Origin of the sequence: Candidatus Roseilinea sp. NK_OTU-006 (assembly GCF_012931985.1) — a bacterium.
Lineage (GTDB): Bacteria > Chloroflexota > Anaerolineae > J036 > Brachytrichaceae > JAAFGM01.
Genome location: NZ_JAAFGM010000026.1, coordinates 16,103 through 37,497, shown reverse-complemented (window position 1 = coordinate 37,497; position 21,395 = coordinate 16,103). Strand labels below are relative to the sequence as shown.

The window sequence follows — 21,395 nt, the reverse complement described above, 5'->3', positions numbered from 1 at the left end:
AAAGTAGGGAGTGGGGAATCAGTTGAGTGGCAGATCTCCGACTTTCCACTCCTTATCCTCGAACTTAATTCCTCACCCCTCACTCGCTAACTCGATTTTGCTCACCAGCCCCCTCGGTTCGCCGCCCAGCGGTTGTCCCGGCGGCAGTTGGCTCGCCTTCCACTCGCCCTTCGCTCGGCCGGCGTCATAGCGCAGCACGTCGTGGCTGTGTGTGCGCTCGCGCAGCGTCTCGATGCGTTGTTCGCCGAAGAGCGGGTCGGTGTAGCCCAACTGCGCCCGCACCCGCTCCGACAAGCCCGGGGTGAAGGGCGCGAACAACACGGCCAGCGAGTCAATCACCCGCGCTGCAACGTAGAGTTGTGTGCCGGCGCGCGCCTTATCGGCCTTGATGGTCTTCCAAGGCGCTTCGAAGTCGAGGTATTGGTTCGTCGCCGTCGCCAGGTCGAGCACCTCGTTCAGCGCATCGCGCAGCCTGACTGCGTTCAGCTTCTCTCCCACGGAATCGAAGCTCGCTTCCACTTTTGCGATCAACGCCCGATCGGCCTCGGCCAAGTCGCCGGGTTGCGGGATGCGTCCCTCAAAGTTGCGCCAGATTTGCGAGAGCACACGCTGGATCAGGTTACCCCACTTGGCCAGCAATTCGCTGTTGTTGCGCTGGGCGAAATCGCTCCAGCTCCAGTCGCTGTCCTTGGTTTCGGGCATGATCGAGGTGAGGTAGAAACGCAGTGGATCGGCGCCGTACTTCTGCGCGAGCTCGATCGCATCGAGCGAAACGCCCAGGCTCTTGCTGAACTTCTGCCCGCCCAGGTTGAGGTACTGGTTCGCCGGCACGTCGTAGGGCAGGTTGAACTTCTGGTCGTCCGCGCGCGACGCAAGAACATCGTTGGGGCTATCCCATGGCTCGCCAAGCTGCTTCATGCCCATCAAAATGGCCGGCCACAGCACCGTGTGAAACAGGATGTTGTCCTTGCCAATGAAGTTGTAGATGCGCACGTTATCCGGCCGATACCAGAACTCCTTCCATGCGTCAGGTTGGCCCGAGACTGCGGCCCACTCGACCGTGGCTGACAGGTAGCCCAGCAGCGCCTCATACCACACGTAGATGCACTTGCCCTCCGCGCCTTCGATGGGGATGGGAATGCCCCACGTCAGGTCACGCGTAAACGCGCGCGGCTCCATTTCTTCGGCATAGCGCCGGGAAAACTCCAGCACCGCAGCGCGCCAGTAGCGATCCTTGTCCGACAGGTAAGCCAAAATCGGCGCGCGCAGCGCCGGCAGGTCGAAGAAATAGTGCTCGCTTTCGCGGATCGTCAGCTTATCGTCCGGCTGCGCGCGGCTGCGCGGATTAATCAGTTGGGTGCCATCGAGCAGACTGCCGCAGTTGTCGCACTGGTCGCCGCGTGCTTTGTCGTAGCCGCAAATCGGGCAAGTGCCCTCCACCAGGCGGTCGGGGAGAAACTTCCCCTGCGTCTCCGAGTAGAGCTGCTTCTGCTTCGCCTTAAACAGATACCCGTTCTCCATCAGCCGACGAAACATTTGACGGCCGATGGCGTGGTGATTCTCCGTGTCGGTGTGCGTGAACAGGTCATACGAGATGCCGAGCAGCCGTTGCGTCTCCAGGAAGCGCCCGTGAAAGTACTCGAACACCTCGCGAGGCGTTTTGCCCTCTTTTTCGGCGCGCACGACGATGGGCGTGCCGTGCGCATCGCTGCCGCTGACCATCACCACGCGGTTGCCCTTCAAGCGGTGATAGCGCGCAAAGATGTCGGCAGGCAAATACGCGCCTGCGATGTGGCCCACGTGTAAATCGCCGTTGGCATACGGCCAGGCGACGCAAACGAGAATGTTCTCCATACTTCGGTAATTCGGTGAAGGGTTGTCCGTCGCAAGTCCAGTGAGCCCGGCGTCCCAAACAAGAGCCGCCCGGCGCATACGCGGGCGGCTTGTTCCTCAAGCGACAGGCGGTCGGACGTGATCACCTCGCCCGTGTGGCGTTACACGTCGGGCATGCGCATCGGGGCGCCGGCGATGTTCAGGATGCCTGCGACCGTCATCGGAATGCAATCATAGCGCATGACGTGTTAAAATCAAACCGATCGAGGTGTGGCGCAGCCTGGTAGCGCACTTGCATGGGGTGCAAGGGGTCCCGAGTTCAAATCTCGGCACCTCGACTGGGACTTGTCCGGATACAGCGCAGGCGCACCTTGGCCTATGCCTCAGGCGCCGCGCCGTTTCGTTTCAGACAGGTTTACGGAGGGTGATCGTATTCCTGGAAGAACTTCGCCCCGCGATGTGTTCATAGCTCAAACGATTCGCCCCGCTTCGGCAAGCGCACATCGCCGATCCCCAGCTCGGTCAATCCCTGCGCCAACGCGCGCATCGGCCCGCTCTCGCCATGCACCAGGAAGACGCCGCGCAGCCGGCGCGCCTGTGGGCGCACCCAATCGAGTAGCTCATGGCGATCGGCGTGCCCGCTAAACGCCTCGATGCGCCGCACCTCGGCGCGCACGGCGAACTCATCGCCCAGGATCTTCACGTAGCGCTGGCCGTCCAGGATGCGTCGGCCCAGGGTGTCCTGCGCTTGAAAGCCGACGAACAGGATCATGTTCTTGGGATCCGCGATGGTGTGGCGCAGGTGATGCAACACGCGCCCGTGTTCGGCCATGCCGGATGCGCTGATGATGACAGCCGGCCCGTCCAGTTCATTCAGCGCTTTGGAGTCCTCAACGCGTCGAATGTAGGTCAGCCGGTTGAAGCCGAACACGCTGCCGTCGGCGTCCGCGTGCAACATCCGCTGAGTTTCATCGTCATAGCACTCCGGGTGGGTTTGAAAGGCTTCCGTGACGTTCACCGCCAGCGGGCTATCTACGAAGACCGGCACGTCGGGCAACTCGCCGCGATTGACCAGGTCGTTCAGACGGTACACGATCTCCTGCGTGCGGCCCACGGCGAAAGCGGGGATCACCACTTTGCCGCCTCGGGCGACCACATCGCTGATGGCGCGTTGCAAATCCAGCGTCGCCTCGTTGACCGGCGGGTGCAGACGGTCGCCATAGGTGCTCTCCAGGATGAGATAATCCGCCTCGGGCAGGGGCGCCGGATCGCGCAGGATGGGCAATCCGCGCCGGCCCAGGTCGCCGCTAAAACAGAGCCGCGCGGTGCGCGCGCCTTCGGTCAGTTCCAGGAGCACCCACGCCGAGCCGAGCATGTGGCCGGCGTCGCCGAACATGGCGCGGGCATGCCGAGTGATCGGGATCCAGCGCGCGTAATCGTATCCGGCGAACCGGCGCAGCGATCGCTCGGCGTCGGCCAGGGTGTAGATCGGCGCCAACGGCTGAGGGGATTTGCGATGCCGGTTGAGATAGCCGACGTTTTCTTCCTGGATCGCGCCGGAATCGCGCAACATCACTGCGCACAAGTCGCGTGTCGCATGGGTGCAGACGACGCTGCCGCGGAAGCCATTCTTGACCAGATTAGGGATGTTGCCGGCGTGATCAATGTGGGCGTGGGAAAGGAGCACCACATCCACGGCGCGCGCGTCGTATGGCAGTTGTTGATTGACGGCGTACGACTCGGCGCGCCTGCCCTGGAAGAGGCCACACTCCAGCAGGATCCTGTCGCTTGCGGCCTCGATGAGATGTTGCGAACCGGTCACGGTTTGGGCAGCGCCCCAGAAGGTGATTTGCATGGCATCCGAAAGTGGTCTAGCGCACTTGCGTGAGTATAATTTTGCGCCACAGATAAGCAGGAGGCTGCTCGCGCATGATCGAGATGAGGATCGAAAGCATTCGCATTAGCCTGATGAGCACGAATCAGCAGGTGGTGATCCTGAAAGAGCTGGATGGTGAGCGCCGCCTGCCCATCTTCATCGGCAAGCCGGAAGGAGACGCGATCGTGTTTCACCTCAACGGAGTCAGCGTCCCGCGCCCCCTCACCCACGATTTGGCAGCCAACATCCTCAACAAGCTCGACGCGCGACTCAGCCATGTGCTCATCAATGACCTGCGCCATCAACACTTCTACGCGTCCATCATCGTGCACGCGGGGGACGATGAGCAAGAAATCGCGCTGGACGCCCGACCGAGCGACGCGATCGCTCTCGCCGTGCGCCTGGATTGTCCCATCTTCGTTGCGGAGCACGTCCTGGACGAAGCCGGCGTCGAGCCGCTGGGCGCACCCGAGACGAGCAACAAAGAAGACCTGGGCGCGTTCAGCGATTTCATCAGCTCGCTCGATCTGAGTGACCTGGATAAGGATAAATGACCGTCCGCGCGGCTTGGCCCACTTTATGAAGGCCGTTGAGGCAAAATCGCCGCGACGCGCGGTTGCGGCTTGGCAGGAGTATAGATACGAGGAGGCATATACCCCATGGTGGAAGTGAAGGTGGATGCAGTGCGGGTCAACCTGATGGGTTCGCACCGAGTGGTCATCCTGAAAGATGTGGAATCTGAGCGCTTTCTGCCGATCTGGATCGGGCAGCCCGAAGCTGAGGCAATCACCATTCACCTCACGAATACGCGGGTCGCTCGTCCGCTGACGCATGACCTGATCGTGAACGCCATTCGCGAGCTGGGAGCCACGGTGCGCTATGTGGTGGTCAACGATCTGCGTGAGGAGACGTTCTACGCCCGGATCGTCCTGAGGACGCGCGACGGCAAAGACCTGAGCATAGATTCGCGCCCCAGCGACGCGATCGCCATCGCTGTGCGCGTCGGTTGTTCGATCTACGTGGACGACGACATCATGGCCCAACATGGCCAGGAGCCGGAAGAAGAGGCCGGCCAGGAATCGGAAGAAGACCTGGGGGCCTTCAAGGACTTCCTCGGCACACTCGACCTGGACGACCTGGACAAGAAATGACCCCCGAGCGCAGCCGGGGTGAGCCACGCGTGTTCATTCGCATTGAATGAACACCTGCGTGGCTTTTTGTTTGCTGCGCTTCGCTGCCATTGCCACCTGCATGGAAGTTGTCATCGCGCTGCACGCCTTGTGTCTGATCCTGCTTTCGGCCTATGCGTTCCATCAGGGCGTGCTGCTAGTGCTGTATCTGCGCCCGCGATCGCACCACCCTGCATCGCCGATGCCCCGAAGACAGGCGCGCCACGATGCGCCGACCGTCACCCTGCAGATCCCCCTGTTCAACGAGCGCTACGTAGCCGAGCGGATCATCGCTGCGGCGGCGGCGCAGGACTACCCCCCCGACAAACTCCACATCCAAGTGCTGGACGACTCGACCGACGACACGACGGAAATCGCGCGCCGGTCTGTGGCATGCGCGCGTCGGCGCGGCGTTCGCATCGAGCTGCTGCACCGCACCCACCGTGCCGGATACAAAGCCGGCGCATTGGCCGCCGGCCTGGCTCGCGCCAAGGGCGAGCTAATCGCCATCTTCGACGCCGATTTTCGGCCTGCGCCGGACTTCCTCCGCCGGCTGATCTGCGAACGACGCATCTTCGACGACCCGCGTGTGGGCTTCGTGCAGACGCGCTGGGATTACCTCAACCGCGATGCAAGCCTGCTCACCCGGGCGCAGGCCATGACGCTGGACGTGCATTTCATCATCGAGCAGCCGGTGCGCAGCCGCCACGGCCTGCTCATGAACTTCAACGGCTCAGGCGGCATCTGGCGCCGCGCGTGCATCGAGGACGCCGGCGGCTGGCAACACGATACGCTGACGGAGGACCTCGACCTGAGCTATCGCGCAGCGTTGCGCGGCTGGCGCGGCGTCTATCTGGCCGACGAGTCGGCGCCTGGCGAACTGCCCAACGACGTGCCGGCCTACAAACGCCAACAGGCGCGCTGGGCGCGCGGCACGTTACAGACCGCGCGCAAGCTGCTGCCCACCCTCGTCGCCTCTTCGCTGCCGTGGCATTGCAAACTCGCCGCCTGGATGCATCTGACCGGATATTTCGTTCACCCGCTCATCTTCCTGACGAGCCTGACTACGCCATTGCTGGTGTTACACGCCCTGCTCGGCATACATCGCGGCGCGTCCGCCGACTTGCCCGTCTGGGTGAACGCAGTCAGCTTGCTGAGCCTCGCGCCGATCGCCTCGATGTTCGCTGCGCACGCCGCGCGTGGGCGCCCCGTGCTTCAATTCCTGCGCGACCTGCCGGCCTCCCTCATGCTCGGCATCGGCGTCTCCTTTTCTAACACCGTCGCTATGCTCAAAGCGCTCTGCGAAAGGCACACCGGCGATTTCGCACGGACGCCGAAGCTCCACTGGAGCACGCCTCACGCTGCGCCCAAAGCCTACCTGATCCGGCCGGATTGGACGATGTGGATCGAGCTAGGGTTGGCGCTATATGTCGGCGGCGTCGTGATCTCCATCCTGACGCTGGGTTACTGGTTGTCGGCCGCGCCGATGCTGATCTACCTGTTGGGCTTCGGCGGCGTGTGGCTCAACCAGATGATGAACGTGCTGCGCAGCGCGGAACGCTAGCGCATCTCACGAACCCCTGCACGATCCCCCTATGCGCCGAGCTGGGGATACGGCCATTGGTTTCGACCGATGTCAAAATCCCCCGGTGAACCTACAGCAACCAGAGTTTGTCAATCCCCGGAGATTGTGCTAGAACAACGATCTGTGCTGATGAGGCGACAATCGGTTGCACTCGAGAACCCGTCCAGGCTTCTGCAGCTAGGTCGCTGATGAATGCCCAGCATATCCAGCATTCGATCCAGGAGGATAAACCCGATATGACACGGAACAAGATCACTCGAAGACAACTCTTGCGCCTGTCTGCCCTCGCCGGCACCGGCGCGGTGATTGCCGCATGCGCACCTGCCGCGCCCGCCGCACCGGCGGCCGAACAACCCGCGCAGCCCGCTGCCGGAGCTACAACTGCGCCCGCAGCCGCAGCGCAAATTCCGGAAGTGCCCCGCAACCGCACTGTCATCATGGGCTGGACCGTCAGCGACTTCGACAACATCGGCGTGACCAGCCCGTTCGCAGCCGGCCACAATCACCAGAACTTCAATTCGTCGCTATGGGATCCGTTGTACTACTGGGCGGCCTTCTCGGACACGGTGTATCCGTGGCTGGCAGCCGGCGACCCGGAATACAACGCCGACTACACCGAAGTGACGATCAAGCTACGCGACGGCATCGAGTGGAGCGACGGCACGCCGATCACCTCGAAGGACGTGGTCTTCACCGTCAACACCTGGCGCGACAACGACAAGCTGGACTACCACAGCCGCGTCGCGCCCTATGTGAAGGAAGCGGTCGCCGTTGACGACAAGACGGTCAAGATCATCTTCAAGCAGCCTTCGCCGCGCTTCGTGTTCGACGTGCTCACGGTGCACTTCGACACCGGCCGCCCAATCGTGCCGGCCCACGTGCTCGAGAAGGAAGCAGACGTCACCGCCTTCCCCGGCGGCCTGGACATGCCGCACTCCGGCCCCTACAAGCTGGTGTCGTGGACCAACAACCAGAAGATCTTCGACCTGCGCGAGGACTGGTGGGCGATCAAGACCGGCTTCCAACCCGTGCCCGAAGTCAAGCGTGTGATCATGCAGCGCATCGGCGACGATATGGGCGTCGTCGCCCAGCGCGTGGTGAATAACGAACTCGACACGGCGCTGGACTTCCGCAACGACATCATCGCCAACATCCTGAAGCAGAACCCCAAGGTGACCACCCATACCGGCGATAAGGAGCCGCACGGTTATCTCGACTGGTGGCCGAACTCGCTATGGATGAACCACGAGATCGAGCCGTTCAGCGACGTGCGCGTGCGCCGCGCCATCAATCGCGCGGTCAACCGCGAACAGATTGACGAGGTGGTGTATGGCGGCGCAAAGGTGAGCACCATCTATCCCTTCCCCCTCTATCCGCCGCTGCAGAAGTTCGCCGATTCGCCGGGCGTCCGGGCGATCGTCGAGAAGTATCAGCCGGGCAAATTCGACCTTGAAGAGTCGGCCAAGCTCATGGAAGAAGCCGGCTACAAGAAGAATGCCGACGGCCTTTGGGAGAAGGACGGCAAGACGGTGCCAGCGCAGATCAGCGGCTTTGCCGGCATCCACTCGGACATCGTGCCGGTCTTGGCCGAGATGCTGCGCCAGGCAGGCTTCGACACCGGCGAAGGCCCGGACTTTTCGCCGGAAGCCTACAACAACATGGCCCAAGGCCGACCCGGCCTGTACATGTTCGGCCACGGCGCCAGCCTGCGCGATCCCTTCGCCGTGTTCGAGCTATTCAATACCAAGCCGACGGGCAACACCGCCGGCAGCAACAACTTCTCACGCTACAACAACCCCGAGTTCGAGAAGCTGGTGTTGGAGATGGCGAAGTATCCCGCCGGCGATCCGAGGTTCGACGAGTTGGCGCTCCAGGCGATGGAGTTCTACTACAAGGACGTCATTGACGTGCCGATCATCCAGTGGCTGCACCGCATCGCCTACAACCAGACCTACTGGGTGAACTGGCCGACCGAGACGAACGTGGGAGAAGGCTACAACGGCGCGTTCTGGCACTGGACCGGCCCGCGTGTCATCGCCGCGTTGAAGCCGGCCAGCTAAACCCGAAGCGTGCGCTCAGCACTCGCCCGCAGTTCGCCCTGGCCTTCCTCTTTCGGGGAGGCCAGGGCTTCATTCCCCTTCATTACAGCTCACGTTCGGCTATGATTGCTCTTGCGGCGCTTCGAGCAATCCGATGAGGCTAGCATATCTCGTTAAACGCGTTCTCTTTTTAATCGCGGTGGTGTGGGTGGCCGCGACGATCGTTTTTTTCATCCCACGCTTGTCCGCTCGCAATCCGATCCGCGAGCGCTTCGCCGAGATCGCTCGCTCAACGGGCTTCGCCCCGAAGGACCTGGAGCAAATCATCGCCGCCTACGAAGTGAAGTTTGGCCTGAACAAGCCGCTGCTCCAACAGTATGTCGAGTATATGGGCGGCGTGCTGCGCGGCGACCTTGGGCCGTCGCTGACGCGCTTCCCGAAGACCGTCCTGGAGCTGATCTTCTCTGCGCTGCCGTGGACGATCGTGCTGTTGATGCTTACGACGCTGCTCTCATTCGCCCTGGGCAACCTGCTCGGCGCGCTGGCCTCATGGCCGCGCAGCCCGAGGTTCGTGAAGGGCTTGATGGCCCCGTTGATGATGTTGCAAGCGGTGCCGGCTTACCTGCTCGGCCTGCTGCTCATCTTCTTCATCGCCTTCCGCTTGAAGCTGCTGCCGATGGGCGGCGCGTATTCGCAGGGCGTCACGCCCTCGTTGACGCTGGAGTTCATCCTCGACGCGGCACGGCACCAAATCCTGCCGGCCATCTCGCTCATCCTCGCTTCGCTGGGCTTCTGGGCGCTGGGCATGCGCGGCATGGGCATCACCATCCAGGGCGAAGACTACGTGAACTTCGCCGAGCACAAAGGACTGCATCCGCGCACGATCTTCACCCAATATTACGTGCGCAACGCGCTGCTGCCCCAAGTCACCGGCTTAGCCCTGGCGTTCGGCAGCGTCATCGTCTCCGGCGTGCTGGTCGAGCAGTTATATGGCCTGCCCGGACTCGGGGGCTTGCTGGGAGACGCCATCCTGAAAAACGATTACTTCGTCATTTACGGCATCACACTCTTCGTGATTCTTTCGATCGCCATCCTGATGTTCTTGGTTGACCTGATCTATCCACTGCTCGATCCACGGATACGCTACGAATCAAGATGACGCAGATGGCTGCTGTTGGACCCCAACCGGACGCTCAGGAGATCCGTTACGAGCAGCCTTCGCGGCTGACGCTCACCGGGCGTTACCTTCGGCGCAACAAGAGCCTGGTCCTGGGCCTGGCCATCGTGATCGCTCTGACGCTGTTCACGGTGATTGGCTCGTTGACCATTGACACCGAGAAACGCGCCTACCCGCTGGCGGTGAAGCCGAAGCAGCCGCCCAGCGCCGAATATCCGCTCGGCACCGACTTCTTCGGTCGCGACCTGTTAGCCGTGATGGTGCGCGGCATCTGGCAGACGGCGGTGATCGGCCTGATCGCCGGCGCAATCGGCACCGGCGTGGGCGTGATCCTTGGCTTCCTGTCGGCTTACTACGGCGGCGTCGTGGATACGCTCATCCGCGCCATCACCGAGGTGCTGTTGCCGATTCCGGCCTTTCTGATCCTGGTGATCATCGCCGGCTCCATAGACCGCAAATCGGTCACCATCTACACCATGGCGCTCATCGTATCGCTGCTGGCCTGGATGGGGCCGACGCGCGTGATGCGCGCGCAGGTGCTCACGCTGAAAGAGCGGCTGTTCGTCAACGTCGCCCGACTCTCCGGCATGAGCAACCTGGAGATCGTCTTCAAAGAAATCCTGCCGAACATGCTGCCGTTCATCCTGGCCAGCTTCGTCAGCGGCGTATTTGCGGGCATCTTCGCCTCGTTCGGCCTGTCGGTGCTCGGCCTCGGGCCGCTGCGCGAGCCATTGATCGGCAACACCATCTGGTTTGCGCAGCAGCAGGCTGCTTTCTTCAACGGCTGGTGGTGGTGGCCGCTGTGGCCGTCGCTGGCGCTCGTGCTGATCTTCGTGTCGTTGACGTTGATCAACGTCGGTCTGGACGAGCTGGCGAACCCGCGCGTGCGGAGGGCGGAATGACCGCTTCATCGCCAATCCTGCGAGTCATCGATCTCCAGGTGAGCTACTACACCGAAGCCGGCCGCGCGCTGGCGCTCGACCGCGTCAGCCTGGAGCTGTATCCCGGGGAGAAGCTGGGCATGGTCGGCGAGTCCGGATGTGGCAAGTCCACCATGGCGCTGGCGATGATGCGCATGATCAAGCCGCCCGGCCGCATCGAGGGCGGCAAAGTCTTCGTGGGAGACACCGAGCTGACCGCCCTTCCCGAAGAACAGATGCGCCGAGCGCGCCTGAGCCTGATCAGCTACATCCCGCAGGGCGCGATGAACTCGCTCAACCCGGTGCTGCGCATCGAGACACAAATGCGCGACGCGATCCAAGAGCACCGGCCGGAGATGAGCAAGGCCGAAATCCAGGAGCGCATCTATCACGCGCTCGAATCGGTGGAGCTGCGTCGCAGCGTCGCGCGCATGTATCCACACGAACTGAGTGGCGGCATGAAGCAGCGCGTCTGCATCGCCATCGGCATCTTGCTTGGCCCGAAAGTCATCATCGCCGACGAGCCGACCAGCGCGCTGGACGTAGTCACTCAACGTCAAGTGATGGAGACGCTCGGCCGCGTGCAACAGCAACTCGGTTCCGCCGTGATCTTGATCGGCCACGATATGGGATTGATGGCGCAATTCGTGGACAAGGTGGCGGTGATGTACGCCGGCAAGTTCACCGAAATCAGCCCGGTGCGCGACATGTTCACCCATCCCCTGCATCCCTACGCGCGCGCGCTGATCGAGAGCCTGCCCACGCTTGACAACAAGGGCGTGTTCAAAGGCATCCCCGGCTTGGCGCCATCGCTGATTCGCCGGCCGTCCGGATGCGCCTTTCACCCGCGGTGCGCCTACGCGATGGAGATCTGCCGAAGCGTCACGCCGGCCCTCGAACGCCTACCCAGCGGACGATTCGTCGCCTGTCACCTGTATGACCGGGAGGGCAATGTGGTGAACGCCGAACTGAAGACAGCGGGGTGAGCATGGACGGCGCCGCCGTGCGTCGCCCACATTCTCAAACACACGCATGACGCCCCTACTCGAATTTCGCAACGTCACGAAGATCTATACCAAAGGGCTGCTGTCGCGCGCAGCGACGACGGCGCTGGACGACGTCTCGCTCAAGATCGAGGATGACCAGCCGACGATTCTGACGATCGCTGGCGAAAGCGGCAGCGGCAAAACCACGCTGGCCATGCTGCTGCTCGGGTTTATCGCGCCCACACATGGGCAGATCCTCTACAAAGGCAACGACATCACGCGCCTGCAAGGCGAGGCGAAGACTAACTTTCGCCGAGAAGTGCAGGCGGTCTTTCAAGACCCGTTCGCCGTATTCAACCCGTTTTACCCGGTGGATCACTTGCTGAGCGTGCCTATCGAGAAATTCAAGCTGGCGCGCAACAGACGCGAAGCGCGCGACAAGATAGACGAGGCGCTCAACGCCGTCGGCCTGCGCCCCGAAGATGTCTTGGGGCGCTTCCCGCACCAGCTTTCCGGCGGGCAGCGCCAGCGCATCAACGTGGCGCGCGCGCTGCTGCTCAAGCCGCGTTTGTTAGTCGCCGACGAGCCGGTTTCAATGGTGGATGCCAGCCTGCGTGCCACCATTCTGGAGAGCTTGCGCAACCTCAACCGCGAATACGGCATCTCGATCATCTACATCACGCACGACCTGACCACAGCGTACCACGTGGCCCACTCGATCATCGTGCTGTATCGCGGCTCGGTGATGGAGGCCGGCAGCATTGACCGGGTGATCCGCGAACCACAGCACCCTTACACGCGCTTGCTGATTGACTCGATCCCCTGGCCGGACATCAACCGCAAGTGGGGTCAGACGGAGATCGTCGCGCGCGAACAAGAGCACGGCAGCATCGAAACTGGCTGCAAGTTCGCCTCGCGTTGCCCGTTCGCCATGGACAAGTGCCGGCAAGCGCCGCCGCCGCTCTACAGAGTCGCGCCGGAACAGGCCGCCTCATGCTATCTATACGACGCCCAGCCCGTGGTTGCGCGCGAGCGGCTGAGCGAGGTGTTGCCGGTGTCATAGGGTCAACCCAAGCAGCCGCCCCCGCCTGTCCCTACCCCGTTGCTTGGGGCGCTAACTGAGATTCTCGAAGATGCCCGCTGCGCCCATGCCGCCGCCGATGCACATGGTCACCATGCCGTAGCGCGCGTTGCGCCGGCGCATCTCATGCAGCAACGTGACGGTGAGCTTGGCGCCGGTGCAGCCGAGCGGATGGCCAAGCGCGATCGCGCCGCCGTTCACGTTCACCTTCTCGAGATCCAGCTCCAGCGCGCGGATGACGGCGAGCGCTTGCGCGGCGAATGCCTCGTTCAACTCGATCAGGTCAACCTGGTCGAGCGTCAATCCGGCTCGCTTGAGCGCCTTGGGCACGGCGACAGTGGGGCCGATGCCCATCACCTCCGGCGGCACGCCCCCTACGGCGAAGCTGACGAAGCGCGCCATCGGCTTGAGGCCGAGCTGCTTGGCCTTGTCCGCGCTCATCACCACGACGGCAGCCGCGCCGTCGCTGGTCTGCGACGCGTTGCCGGCAGTGACGGTGCCGCGCGCATGGAAGACCGGTTTGAGCTTGGCCAGCGCTTCGAGCGAAGTGTCGCGCCGCACCCCTTCGTCGGCCTGGAAGGTATAGGATCGGGTCACGGCGCGCGCGCCGTCGAACTGTGTGACGCTCACTTCCAGCGGCGTGATCTCCTCATCGAATTTGCCGGCATCAATGGCCGCTGCTGCGTTACGGTGCGAACGCAGTGCGAACTCGTCTTGATCCTGACGAGAGACGTTGAAGCGTTGTGCTACTTCCTCGGCAGTCAACCCCATCGGCATATACACCTCCGGGTTCACATCCACCAAGTCGGGGTTGGGCGAGAAGAAGTTGCCGGACATCGAGACCATGCTCATGCTCTCCGTGCCGCCGGCGACGATCACCTCGCCCTGTCCGGCCATGATCTGGTTGGCGGCCAGCGCGATGGTCTGCAGGCCGGACGAGCAAAAACGGTTGACCGTCTGTGCCGGCACGCGGTCCGGCAGTCCGGCGCGGAGGGCGGCCAGGCGCGCCACATTCAGGCCCTGCTGGGCCTCCGGCATGGCGCAGCCGATGATCACGTCGTCAATCTCGTTGGGGTCGAGGCCGGGCGCGCGCTCGACGGCGGCACGGATGGCGGCTGCCGCCATGTCGTCCGGCCGCACCGTCCGCAGGCTCCCTTTTGTCGCTTTGCCTACGGCGGTTCTCGCGCCGCTGACGATGACTGCTTCGGGCATGATGACTCCTGTTCAGGATGAGATGATAGGTTGCAGGTTGCGGAAGGCGCGGGCCGGCGGCCGCGCCGCCGCCTCGAGGCGTTGAATCGTCGCTATCGCTCGCCCGCGATCCGCACTTGTCACCTGCACTAATTCCTCAACGGCCTGGCGTATTTCAGCATGTGGCTGATGCGCTCTTGGGTCTTCGGCTCGCCGAGCAACGAGCAGAACGCCTCGCGCTCCAGGTCGAGGATGTATTGCTCGGTCACCCACTGCGGGGCCGATAAGTCGCCGCCGCACAGCACGTGCGCCAGCTTGCGCGCGATCAGCGCATCGTGCGCGCTGATGTATTGGCCCCAGCGCAGCGTATTCACGGCCATCTCCATCGCCGCCTTGCCGCGCCGGCCGATGGCGTAGATCGAAGCCGCGTTGCGGTCGGGCGGCGTGTAGCCGGTCTCGGCCAGGTGGATCGCCGTCGCCTTGGCTGCGCCGATCAGGTCGTCGTCGTTCATCACGATTAAGTCGCAAGGCGAGAGAAAGCCGCGCTCGCGCGCGACGAACGCGCTCTCGCTCACTTTGGCGTAAGCGATGGTCTCGAACACTTGCTGCAGGTAGCCGAGCGCGTCCACTTGGTCGTTGGTCATGTGCGGCGAAACCACGCGACGCAGCAGTTCTTTGCAGCCGCCGCCGGCCGGGATCACCCCCACGCCGAACTCGACCAGGCCGATGTAGGTCTCCGCGGCAGCGACGGTGCGCGCGCCGGCCATCACCACCTCGGCGCCGCCGCCGAGCGCGCGCTGGCGCGGCGCGGTCACCACCGGCTTGGGTGCGAAGCGGAAGGCCATCAAATAGTCCTGTAGTCCTTTCACCGCGTTCTCAATCGCGTTCGGATCGCCCGTGCCGGCCAGCAAGATGAACAACCCGATGTTCGCGCCGAGGCAAAAGTCCTTGCCCTGATTGGCGACGACCAGTCCGCGCCACTCATCGCGCTCGAGCATCTCCAGCGCTGCCAGCGCCAGGTCGTTGATGTAGTGATCCAGCGTATTGCCCTTGGAGTGAAACTCCAGGTTGAGGATGCCATCGCCCAGATCGTGGATGCTGGCGCTGGCGTTGCGCCGCAGCTCGCGCGGCGTGCCCCGGTTCTCGGCCAGCACGATGTGAAATTTGGAGCGACGCAGCGGCGCATAATGCGCCTGCGGCTGATACACGCCGACCACGCGCCCATCCACGCGCTGATAAAACGACTCGACGCCGGCAGCCAGCATCTCGTCCACCCACTGCGGCACGGCGATGTCGCGTTCGCGCATCATTTCGCGCCCGCGCCGTACGCCGATCATGTCCCACAGCTCGAATGGTCCGGCCTCGGTGTTGAAGCCCCAGCGCATGGCGTTGTCAACGTCGGCGATGCTATCGGCGATCTCCGGGATGCGTCGCGCGGCGTAGGCCAAAATCGGCAGCGTAGTCTCGACGATGAACAGGCCGCCGCGATCGTCGGCGAAGCGATCGAAGATCGCCCGGATGCGTTCGGGCAGCGCCAGGTCTTTGGTCTGGTCAATCACGTCGAAGCGCGGTTGGGTCGGCGGCTCGTACTGCATGGTCTGCAGGTTCAAGACGTGATATTCCGTTGCGCCGTCGGGCGTTGTGACTTTCTTGTAGAAGCCGGCGCCGGTCTTGTTGCCGAGGGCGTTTTGCGCGATCAGGCGCTGCATCACCTCGGGGATGACAAACGCCGCGCGGCTCTCGTCCTCCGGCGCATACTCGTACAAGTTGTTGACCACGTGCGCCATCACGTCCAGCCCCACCAGGTCGGCCAGGCGGAAGGTGCCGGTCTTCGGGTTGCCGATGATCGGGCCGGTCAGCGCGTCCACTTCCTCGACGGTGTAGCCGTTGTCAATCGCAGCCTGCATGCGGTACTGGCCGATGAACGCGCCGATGCGATTGGCGATGAAGTTGGGGCGGTCCTTGGCGATCACCACGCCCTTGCCCAACCGTTGCGCGCCAAAGTCGCGCATAAAGGCCACAACTTCAGGCCGCGTGTCTGCCATGGGGATGATTTCGAGCAGCTTGAGGTAGCGCGGCGGGTTGAAGAAGTGTGTGCCCAGGAAGTGCCTGCGAAAATCTTCGCTGCGCCCTTCGGCAATGGCGTGAATTGGGATGCCGCTCGTGTTCGACGACACGATGCTGCCGGGCTTGCGTGCTGCGTCCACGCGCGCCATCAATTCCCGCTTCGGACCTAACTGCTCGATGATCGCCTCGACGATCCAGTCGGCGCGCCCGACGGCGTCGAAGTCGTCTTCCAAATTGCCCAACGTCACGCGCCGGGCGGCATCGGCATAGAACAGCGCCGCGGGACGGGCCTGCACTTGCCGTTCCCACAGCGCCTTGACGAGCCGATTGCGATCGCCTTCTTGCGCCGGCAGATCGAGCAGCGTGACGGGAATGCCCACGCTGGCAAGCAAGGCGGCGATTCCCCCGCCCATCGTGCCGGCGCCGAGGACGACGGCGGTTTGGATTTTGTAAGTCATGGTTAGAGAGTCCAGAGTCCAGAGCCAGAGGCCAGAGTCCAGAGGCCAGAGGCCAGAGTCCAGAGTCCAGAGTCCAGAGGCCAGAGGCCAGAGGCCAGGTTGAAAGATGTTATTTGGATTCACTCCGCAATTTGCGGATGAGGCCAATAAGCATGCCTACGATTTCGTGAGCTTCTTTCGAGAGCCTGGCAGCGTGTTCGTTCTCGACATAGCCCAATCTCCGAGCAATCTCAATTGCAGTGAGTGCTTCGTATCCAGAGCGCATCGCGATCTCGAGGAAGCGACAGAATTCTTTGTCCGATGAGTTACCCGATCCTTCGGCGATATTCATCGGAATCGCCGAGGATGCTCGACGTAGCTGGCTCGTTAGGCCAAATCGTTCCTCTGACGGGAATCTTGCACTCGCTTGATACACGCTCACTGTGAAATCCATTCCGCGCTGCCACACCTTGAGGTTCTCATAGTTGTGCATCGAGCACCTCCACTTGGAAGTCTGGTTTCTGGCTTCTGGTTTCTGGCTTCTGGATTCTGGCTTCTGGATTCTGGCTTCTGGCTTCTGGATTCTGGATTCTGGATTCTGGATTCTGGATCCTGGCAGCTTCACGCAAACGCCTGCAGCCCCGTAATCTCGCGCCCAACCACGAGTGTGTTGATCTCGTTCGTGCCTTCGTAGCTGTAGACCGCTTCCATGTCGGCGAAGTGGCGCATGACGTGATGCTCCAGGAGGATGCCGTTGCCGCCCAAGATCTCGCGCGCGATGGCGACGATCTGCCGCGCCTTGGCCGCATTGTTCATCTTGGCCAGCGAGGCCATGCCGTCGGTCAACTTGCTCGGCGTCTCGCTCAGCCGGCTGAGGTGCGCCGTGGTGATCTTCATGTATTCCAGCTCGGCCAGCATCTTCACCAGTTTCTCTTGGATTAACTGGAAGCCGGCGATGGGGCGGCCGAACTGATGGCGCTTTTTGGCATAGGCCAGGGCCAGCTCATAGGCAGCCTGCGCATGCCCGATCGCTGCCCACGCCACGCCCAGGCGCGTGGCGCGCAAGACGGCTGCCGTATCACGGAAGGAGTTGGCCTTCTCGAGACGATTGCTCGCCGGGATGACGCAGTTTTCTAGTTTGATGTCTGCGTTGGGCAAGGCGCGCAGCGCCAGCTTGCCCTTCATCTTGGTTGGATAGAAGCCCGGCGTGTCCTTCTCGACCAGGAAGCCGCCCACCTGGCCGGTCTGGTCATCCTGTGCCCAGATCACCGTCACATCGGCAAAGGTGGCGCCGCCGATCCAGCGCTTGGCGCCGTTCAGCACGTAGGTGTCGCCGACCTTCTTCGCTGTGGTCTGGATGTGCGAGGCGTCACTGCCGATATATGGCTCGGTCAGGCCGAACGCGCAGAATGCCTCCATGCGCGCCAGCCGGGGCAACCATTGCTGCTTCTGCGTCTCGCTGCCGCACAAGTAGATGCTCATCATGCCCAGCCCGCTGGTCACACCGAACATCGTGCCGATGGAACCATCGCCGCGCGTGAGTTCGAACTGCACCAGGCCGGTGAGCAGAGGCGAGAAGCCTGGGCAACCGTAACCCTGGATCGAGCCGCCGCAGATGTTCAGCGCGGCCAGTTTCTTCAGCAGGAACATCGGCGTCTCGTCCTTCTCCCAATACTCGTTGATTACCGGCGTCACCTCCGTCTCGACGAAAGCGCGTACGCGGTCGCGCACCTCGCGCTCCTCGGGCCGCAGCAGCGAATCGAAGTCGAAGTAGTCCAACGCCTTGTCAACAGGTTTCGTCGTGGGCGCCTGGGCAGCCTCGGCCGCAACGGTGGACGTCGCGCCGTTGCCGGTGTCGCCCTTCTTTGTCGCGAACGGCTGTTTGAATTTCATGCTGTCCCTCCAAACTCTTCACCACGAAGAGAAGCCATCAGCCCTCGTGCCCTCAGCGCGTCTTCGTGGTGAAACGGCTAGACATGCTTCGCCACACGCCAGGCCGACAACAAGTCATCCACGACGCGGGCAGCCAACGCGGCGGCGTGCTTCTTGCCGCCCACGATCTGCTTGTTCAACGCCAGCGACGCAATGCCGTGCAGCGTGCTCCACAGAATCAGCACAGCGTCATCCACGCGGGCGGTCTTCACCCCTTCGGCTTTGGCCCAGGCCTCGAGCGCGGCGCGCGCCTCGGCAATCACGGCTTCGCCTTCTTTGCGATACGCCTCGGGTTCGATAGAGACGCCGCTCAGGCCGTGCATCGCCTCGTAGAGTTCACGGTGTGTCCAGGCGAAAGCGCAATACGCCTGCGCCATGTCACGGACGACCTGCTCAGGATCACGCGCTCTGGCGCGGGCAGCCTGTAGCTCGGCCAGCAGCAGCCGGTAGCCCTCGCGGGTCAGTTCGGCCAGCAACGCGCCTTTGCTTTCGAAGTGTTCGTAGATCGTGGGGTGCGTGTATTCGATGCGCTCGGCGACGCGGCGGGTGGTGACGGCGCCCCAGCCCTCGCTGGCGGCGATCTCACGCGCAGCATCGAGGATGGCCTGGCGCTGCTGGAGCTTATCGCGCTCGCGTCGCGCGCGCGCCGGTGTCATTTCTACCATTGGTAGGTTTTATACCAGAGGTAGAAGATCGTGTCAAATCCTCGCCGGACCACCCGGCCCAGCCGAAAATCTCGCGTAATGTGGAGTCGCTGGGAGGACGGCGCTCCAATTCAGGACGTGATCACGCTGAACTCGACCAGGTCCCCACCGTTTTTTACCTCGATTCATACGAGCTTAATCTGCCCTTAATTGCAGTGCAACACGCGCGACCGATGATTCAGGCCGTGCAGCGATTCGTATATCGGATCGAGACCGTCGCGATTGAGCGCGGCAAGCCGGACGATGCGCCACCGATGCGGGCGTGCAACAAGCAGGGCCGGCATAACCGGCGCGTGCGTCAGCTTACGCTCCGGCCGGCCGCACAGGCCGGCGACGCTGCGGACGCTGCCCAACGGGCGCTGGAGCGCCGGCGGGCCAATCGGCTGTTGAGCGAAGAGGACGATGAATTGTGCAGATCGAAGACCTGACCATCATCCTACCGACGCGCAACGAGCGCAACAACATCCGCGCCTTTCTGGCGTCGCTGCCCGAAGACGCGCAGCTCATCGTAGTAGACGCCAGCGACGACGAGACGCCCCAGCTTGTGCGCGACATCCGGCCGCGCAACACCACCCTCATTCAGCAGCCGTGCAACGTTGTCGCCGCGCGTCAGATCGGCGCGGAAGCGGCCAACACCCCTTGGCTGCTCTTCACCGACGCCGACGTGATCTTCTCGCTCACCTACTTTAGCGATCTGGCTCGGTTGGATGCGAGCGACCCGCGCCTGGGCGCGATCTATGGCGCGAAGAAAGCCTGCGACCGCTTCATCGCCTACCATCGCTGGTTCACCCGCGCCCAGCGCTTCTTTGCCGGGTTGGGCATTCCGGCGGCCACCGGCTCGAACTTGCTCATCAGCCGCACGGCCTTCTGCGACGTGGGCGGCTTCGACTTGCGCCTGGTCTGCAACGAAGATTCCGAGATCGCCTGGCGCATCAAGCGGCGCGGCTATCGGACGATGTTCGCACCTGGCCTGGTGGTCTATGCGCGCGACCACCGCCGACTGGAACGCGGCGTGATGCGCAAGGTCGTGCACTCTGCGCTGCGTTGCTTCCTGCTGTATTTCAATCTGCTGCCGTCGCGCTGGCGCGGGCGCGACTGGGGCTACTGGTCGGACGCGCCGCCGGCGCAAGCGCCATCACGACTGCGCTGAGCAGGAAGAAGAGCGCGACGACCGCATAGAGCGCTTGATAGCCCATCACGCTGGAGCCGCTCACGTGGTTCAGCCCACTGATGAGCGCGCCGCCGCCCAATCGAGCCAACGCGCTGCCGCTTGCCGTCGCAATGTTGGCCACGCCCAGGTGACGCGCCGCATCCGCCTTTGGCACGATGTCGTTGATCAGCGCCACGCTGCTGCTCAAATAGACGCCCGTGCCTGCGCCGATCAGGATCGCCGCCGGCAGGATCAAGTTGAAGTTGACCACGGCGAACGCTGCGCCGGCGGCAGCCATCAGCCCGGCGACGATGACCATCGGCCGGCGCCCTATTCGATCCGCCAGCCAGCCCGCCGGCAAAATCACGAGCCCAAGCGCCACACCCAACACAACGATCAACCGGCCGATCACGCGCTGCGCCTCGGCCTCGCTCATCCCGAACACGTCGCGCGCAGCGAACAGCAAGAAGACGCTCGACCCGATCGCCCCGGCCCAGAACAACACGCGATTGGCGAACCACCAGCCGAAGGCCGGATACGCGCGCACATCCACGGTGAAGGCCTGGCGCAACGTGCCCGCCAAGGTCAGAGGCGCTTCGGCCTTGGGCGGCGACCGGTCTACACCCATGGCCCACATAGCAGCGAACAGGGTGAGGAGCAGTCCGGCAATCGGGACCGCGATCGCCGCATAGAGCGCTGCACTCCCCCACTCCGGCTGTAGCCTCACCAGCTCCGCAGCCGTCAACCGGCCGACGATCGCCGCCAGGAGATCGAAACCAGCCTTGAACCCCGCGGCCAAGCCGCGCTGCGCCTGCGGCACGCCCTCGGCGATGACCGGCTGCCACGAGGCCAGCACGCTGTTCGCGCCGAGCTGGGTGAGGAGCAGGCCGATCGCCAACAGCACAAGCGAGTCCGCTGCGACAATCAGGATCAGCCCTGCCACAACGCCGACCGCCCCGGCCTGCATGAATGGTCGCCGCCGGCCTAGCTGCGTGTTCGCCCGATCTGACCAGGCGCCGACGAGCGGTTGGGTGAAGACAGCTACGAGCAAGCCGCCAAACGTCACCGCGCCAAACACCGCAGCGTCGGCCGAGCGGTCGGGGACGAGTGCGATGATTTTGCTCCCCAGCAGCGCCGGCTCGAGCGTGCTGCTGATGAGGGTGAGGCCAAAGCTGATGGCGACGATGGCAGCCAAGCGCAGGAGCGTGAGGCGCGCTTCGGTTGCGGAGTGGGGGGCCATCGGCCGGG

Annotated in this window: 18 protein-coding genes and 1 tRNA gene; 11 read left to right on the top strand and 8 right to left on the bottom strand. The window is 63.2% G+C overall.

The annotated features are described in order from the left end of the window. Positions 1-72: 72 nt before the first annotated feature. Positions 73-1,854: a methionine--tRNA ligase gene (gene metG / locus GXH28_RS12275; RefSeq protein ID WP_169239323.1), complete on the bottom strand. Its 1,782-nt coding sequence runs from the start codon at positions 1,852-1,854 to the stop codon at positions 73-75. Between the two features lie 243 nt (positions 1,855-2,097). Between metG and GXH28_RS12270 the strand changes: the two genes are divergently transcribed. Next, positions 2,098-2,171, top strand: a tRNA-Pro gene (locus GXH28_RS12270). A 125-nt stretch (positions 2,172-2,296) separates the two neighbouring features. Here GXH28_RS12270 and GXH28_RS12265 read toward each other — a convergent pair. Further along, the gene (locus tag GXH28_RS12265) at positions 2,297-3,688 is read right to left on the bottom strand and encodes an MBL fold metallo-hydrolase RNA specificity domain-containing protein (protein WP_169239322.1); all 1,392 of its coding nucleotides are present in this window, start codon (positions 3,686-3,688) and stop codon (positions 2,297-2,299) included. Between the two features lie 83 nt (positions 3,689-3,771). Here GXH28_RS12265 and GXH28_RS12260 point away from each other — a divergent pair, with 83 nt between their 5' ends. The 8 genes from GXH28_RS12260 (at position 3,772) to GXH28_RS12225 (ending at position 12,648) form a co-directional block, all read left to right on the top strand. Then, positions 3,772-4,263: a bifunctional nuclease family protein gene (locus tag GXH28_RS12260; RefSeq protein WP_240550377.1), complete on the top strand. Its 492-nt coding sequence runs from the start codon at positions 3,772-3,774 to the stop codon at positions 4,261-4,263. Between the two features lie 105 nt (positions 4,264-4,368). Continuing rightward, complete coding sequence (locus GXH28_RS12255; RefSeq protein WP_169239320.1) at positions 4,369-4,860, top strand: bifunctional nuclease family protein; 492 nt, start codon at positions 4,369-4,371, stop codon at positions 4,858-4,860. A gap of 100 nt (positions 4,861-4,960) precedes the next feature. Next, on the top strand, positions 4,961-6,442 hold the full coding sequence (locus tag GXH28_RS12250; RefSeq protein ID WP_169239319.1) for a glycosyltransferase: 1,482 nt from the start codon (positions 4,961-4,963) through the stop codon (positions 6,440-6,442). Positions 6,443-6,699: 257 nt separating this feature from the next. Beyond that, positions 6,700-8,523 (top strand): ABC transporter substrate-binding protein, encoded by a 1,824-nt coding sequence (locus GXH28_RS12245; protein ID WP_169239318.1) that lies wholly within the window; start codon positions 6,700-6,702, stop codon positions 8,521-8,523. A 220-nt stretch (positions 8,524-8,743) separates the two neighbouring features. Then, positions 8,744-9,661, top strand: a complete 918-nt coding sequence (locus tag GXH28_RS12240) for an ABC transporter permease (protein ID WP_240550376.1) — start codon at positions 8,744-8,746, stop codon at positions 9,659-9,661. Between the two features lie 5 nt (positions 9,662-9,666). Beyond that, the gene (locus GXH28_RS12235; RefSeq protein WP_169239316.1) at positions 9,667-10,581 is read left to right on the top strand and encodes an ABC transporter permease; all 915 of its coding nucleotides are present in this window, start codon (positions 9,667-9,669) and stop codon (positions 10,579-10,581) included. Next, positions 10,578-11,585, top strand: coding sequence for an ABC transporter ATP-binding protein (locus GXH28_RS12230; protein WP_169239315.1), 1,008 nt, complete (start codon positions 10,578-10,580; stop codon positions 11,583-11,585). Before GXH28_RS12235 ends, GXH28_RS12230 begins: the two co-directional genes overlap by 4 nt. A gap of 46 nt (positions 11,586-11,631) precedes the next feature. Continuing rightward, entirely contained in the window at positions 11,632-12,648 is a 1,017-nt protein-coding gene (locus GXH28_RS12225; protein WP_169239314.1) for an ABC transporter ATP-binding protein, read from the top strand. 51 nt (positions 12,649-12,699) lie between these two features. Here GXH28_RS12225 and GXH28_RS12220 read toward each other — a convergent pair whose 3' ends face one another. The 5 genes from GXH28_RS12220 to GXH28_RS12200 all read right to left on the bottom strand — a co-directional run bounded on the left by GXH28_RS12220 (position 12,700) and on the right by GXH28_RS12200 (position 18,958). Next, a complete protein-coding gene (locus tag GXH28_RS12220; protein ID WP_169239313.1) occupies positions 12,700-13,878 on the bottom strand; it encodes an acetyl-CoA C-acyltransferase in 1,179 nt (392 codons plus the stop codon). A gap of 128 nt (positions 13,879-14,006) precedes the next feature. Further along, positions 14,007-16,382 carry a 3-hydroxyacyl-CoA dehydrogenase/enoyl-CoA hydratase family protein gene (locus GXH28_RS12215; protein WP_169239312.1) on the bottom strand — a complete coding sequence of 792 codons (2,376 nt, stop codon included), beginning with the start codon at positions 16,380-16,382 and terminating at the stop codon, positions 14,007-14,009. Between the two features lie 109 nt (positions 16,383-16,491). Beyond that, positions 16,492-16,854 carry a four helix bundle protein gene (locus GXH28_RS12210; RefSeq protein ID WP_169239311.1) on the bottom strand — a complete coding sequence of 121 codons (363 nt, stop codon included), beginning with the start codon at positions 16,852-16,854 and terminating at the stop codon, positions 16,492-16,494. 128 nt (positions 16,855-16,982) lie between these two features. Then, positions 16,983-18,254: an acyl-CoA dehydrogenase family protein gene (locus GXH28_RS12205; protein WP_169239310.1), complete on the bottom strand. Its 1,272-nt coding sequence runs from the start codon at positions 18,252-18,254 to the stop codon at positions 16,983-16,985. Positions 18,255-18,331: 77 nt separating this feature from the next. Beyond that, positions 18,332-18,958, bottom strand: coding sequence for a TetR/AcrR family transcriptional regulator (locus GXH28_RS12200; protein ID WP_169239309.1), 627 nt, complete (start codon positions 18,956-18,958; stop codon positions 18,332-18,334). Between the two features lie 224 nt (positions 18,959-19,182). On the opposite strand from GXH28_RS12200, the gene GXH28_RS12195 reads away from it, so the two are divergent. Beyond that, the gene (locus tag GXH28_RS12195) at positions 19,183-19,425 is read left to right on the top strand and encodes a hypothetical protein (protein ID WP_169239308.1); all 243 of its coding nucleotides are present in this window, start codon (positions 19,183-19,185) and stop codon (positions 19,423-19,425) included. Next, positions 19,407-20,147, top strand: coding sequence for a glycosyltransferase (locus GXH28_RS12190; RefSeq protein ID WP_169239307.1), 741 nt, complete (start codon positions 19,407-19,409; stop codon positions 20,145-20,147). The genes GXH28_RS12195 and GXH28_RS12190 overlap by 19 nt, the downstream gene beginning before the upstream one ends. On the opposite strand, the gene GXH28_RS12185 is transcribed toward GXH28_RS12190, so the two are convergent. Then, positions 20,059-21,387 (bottom strand): MFS transporter, encoded by a 1,329-nt coding sequence (locus tag GXH28_RS12185; protein ID WP_169239306.1) that lies wholly within the window; start codon positions 21,385-21,387, stop codon positions 20,059-20,061. The genes GXH28_RS12190 and GXH28_RS12185 overlap by 89 nt on opposite strands. Positions 21,388-21,395 lie beyond the last annotated feature (8 nt).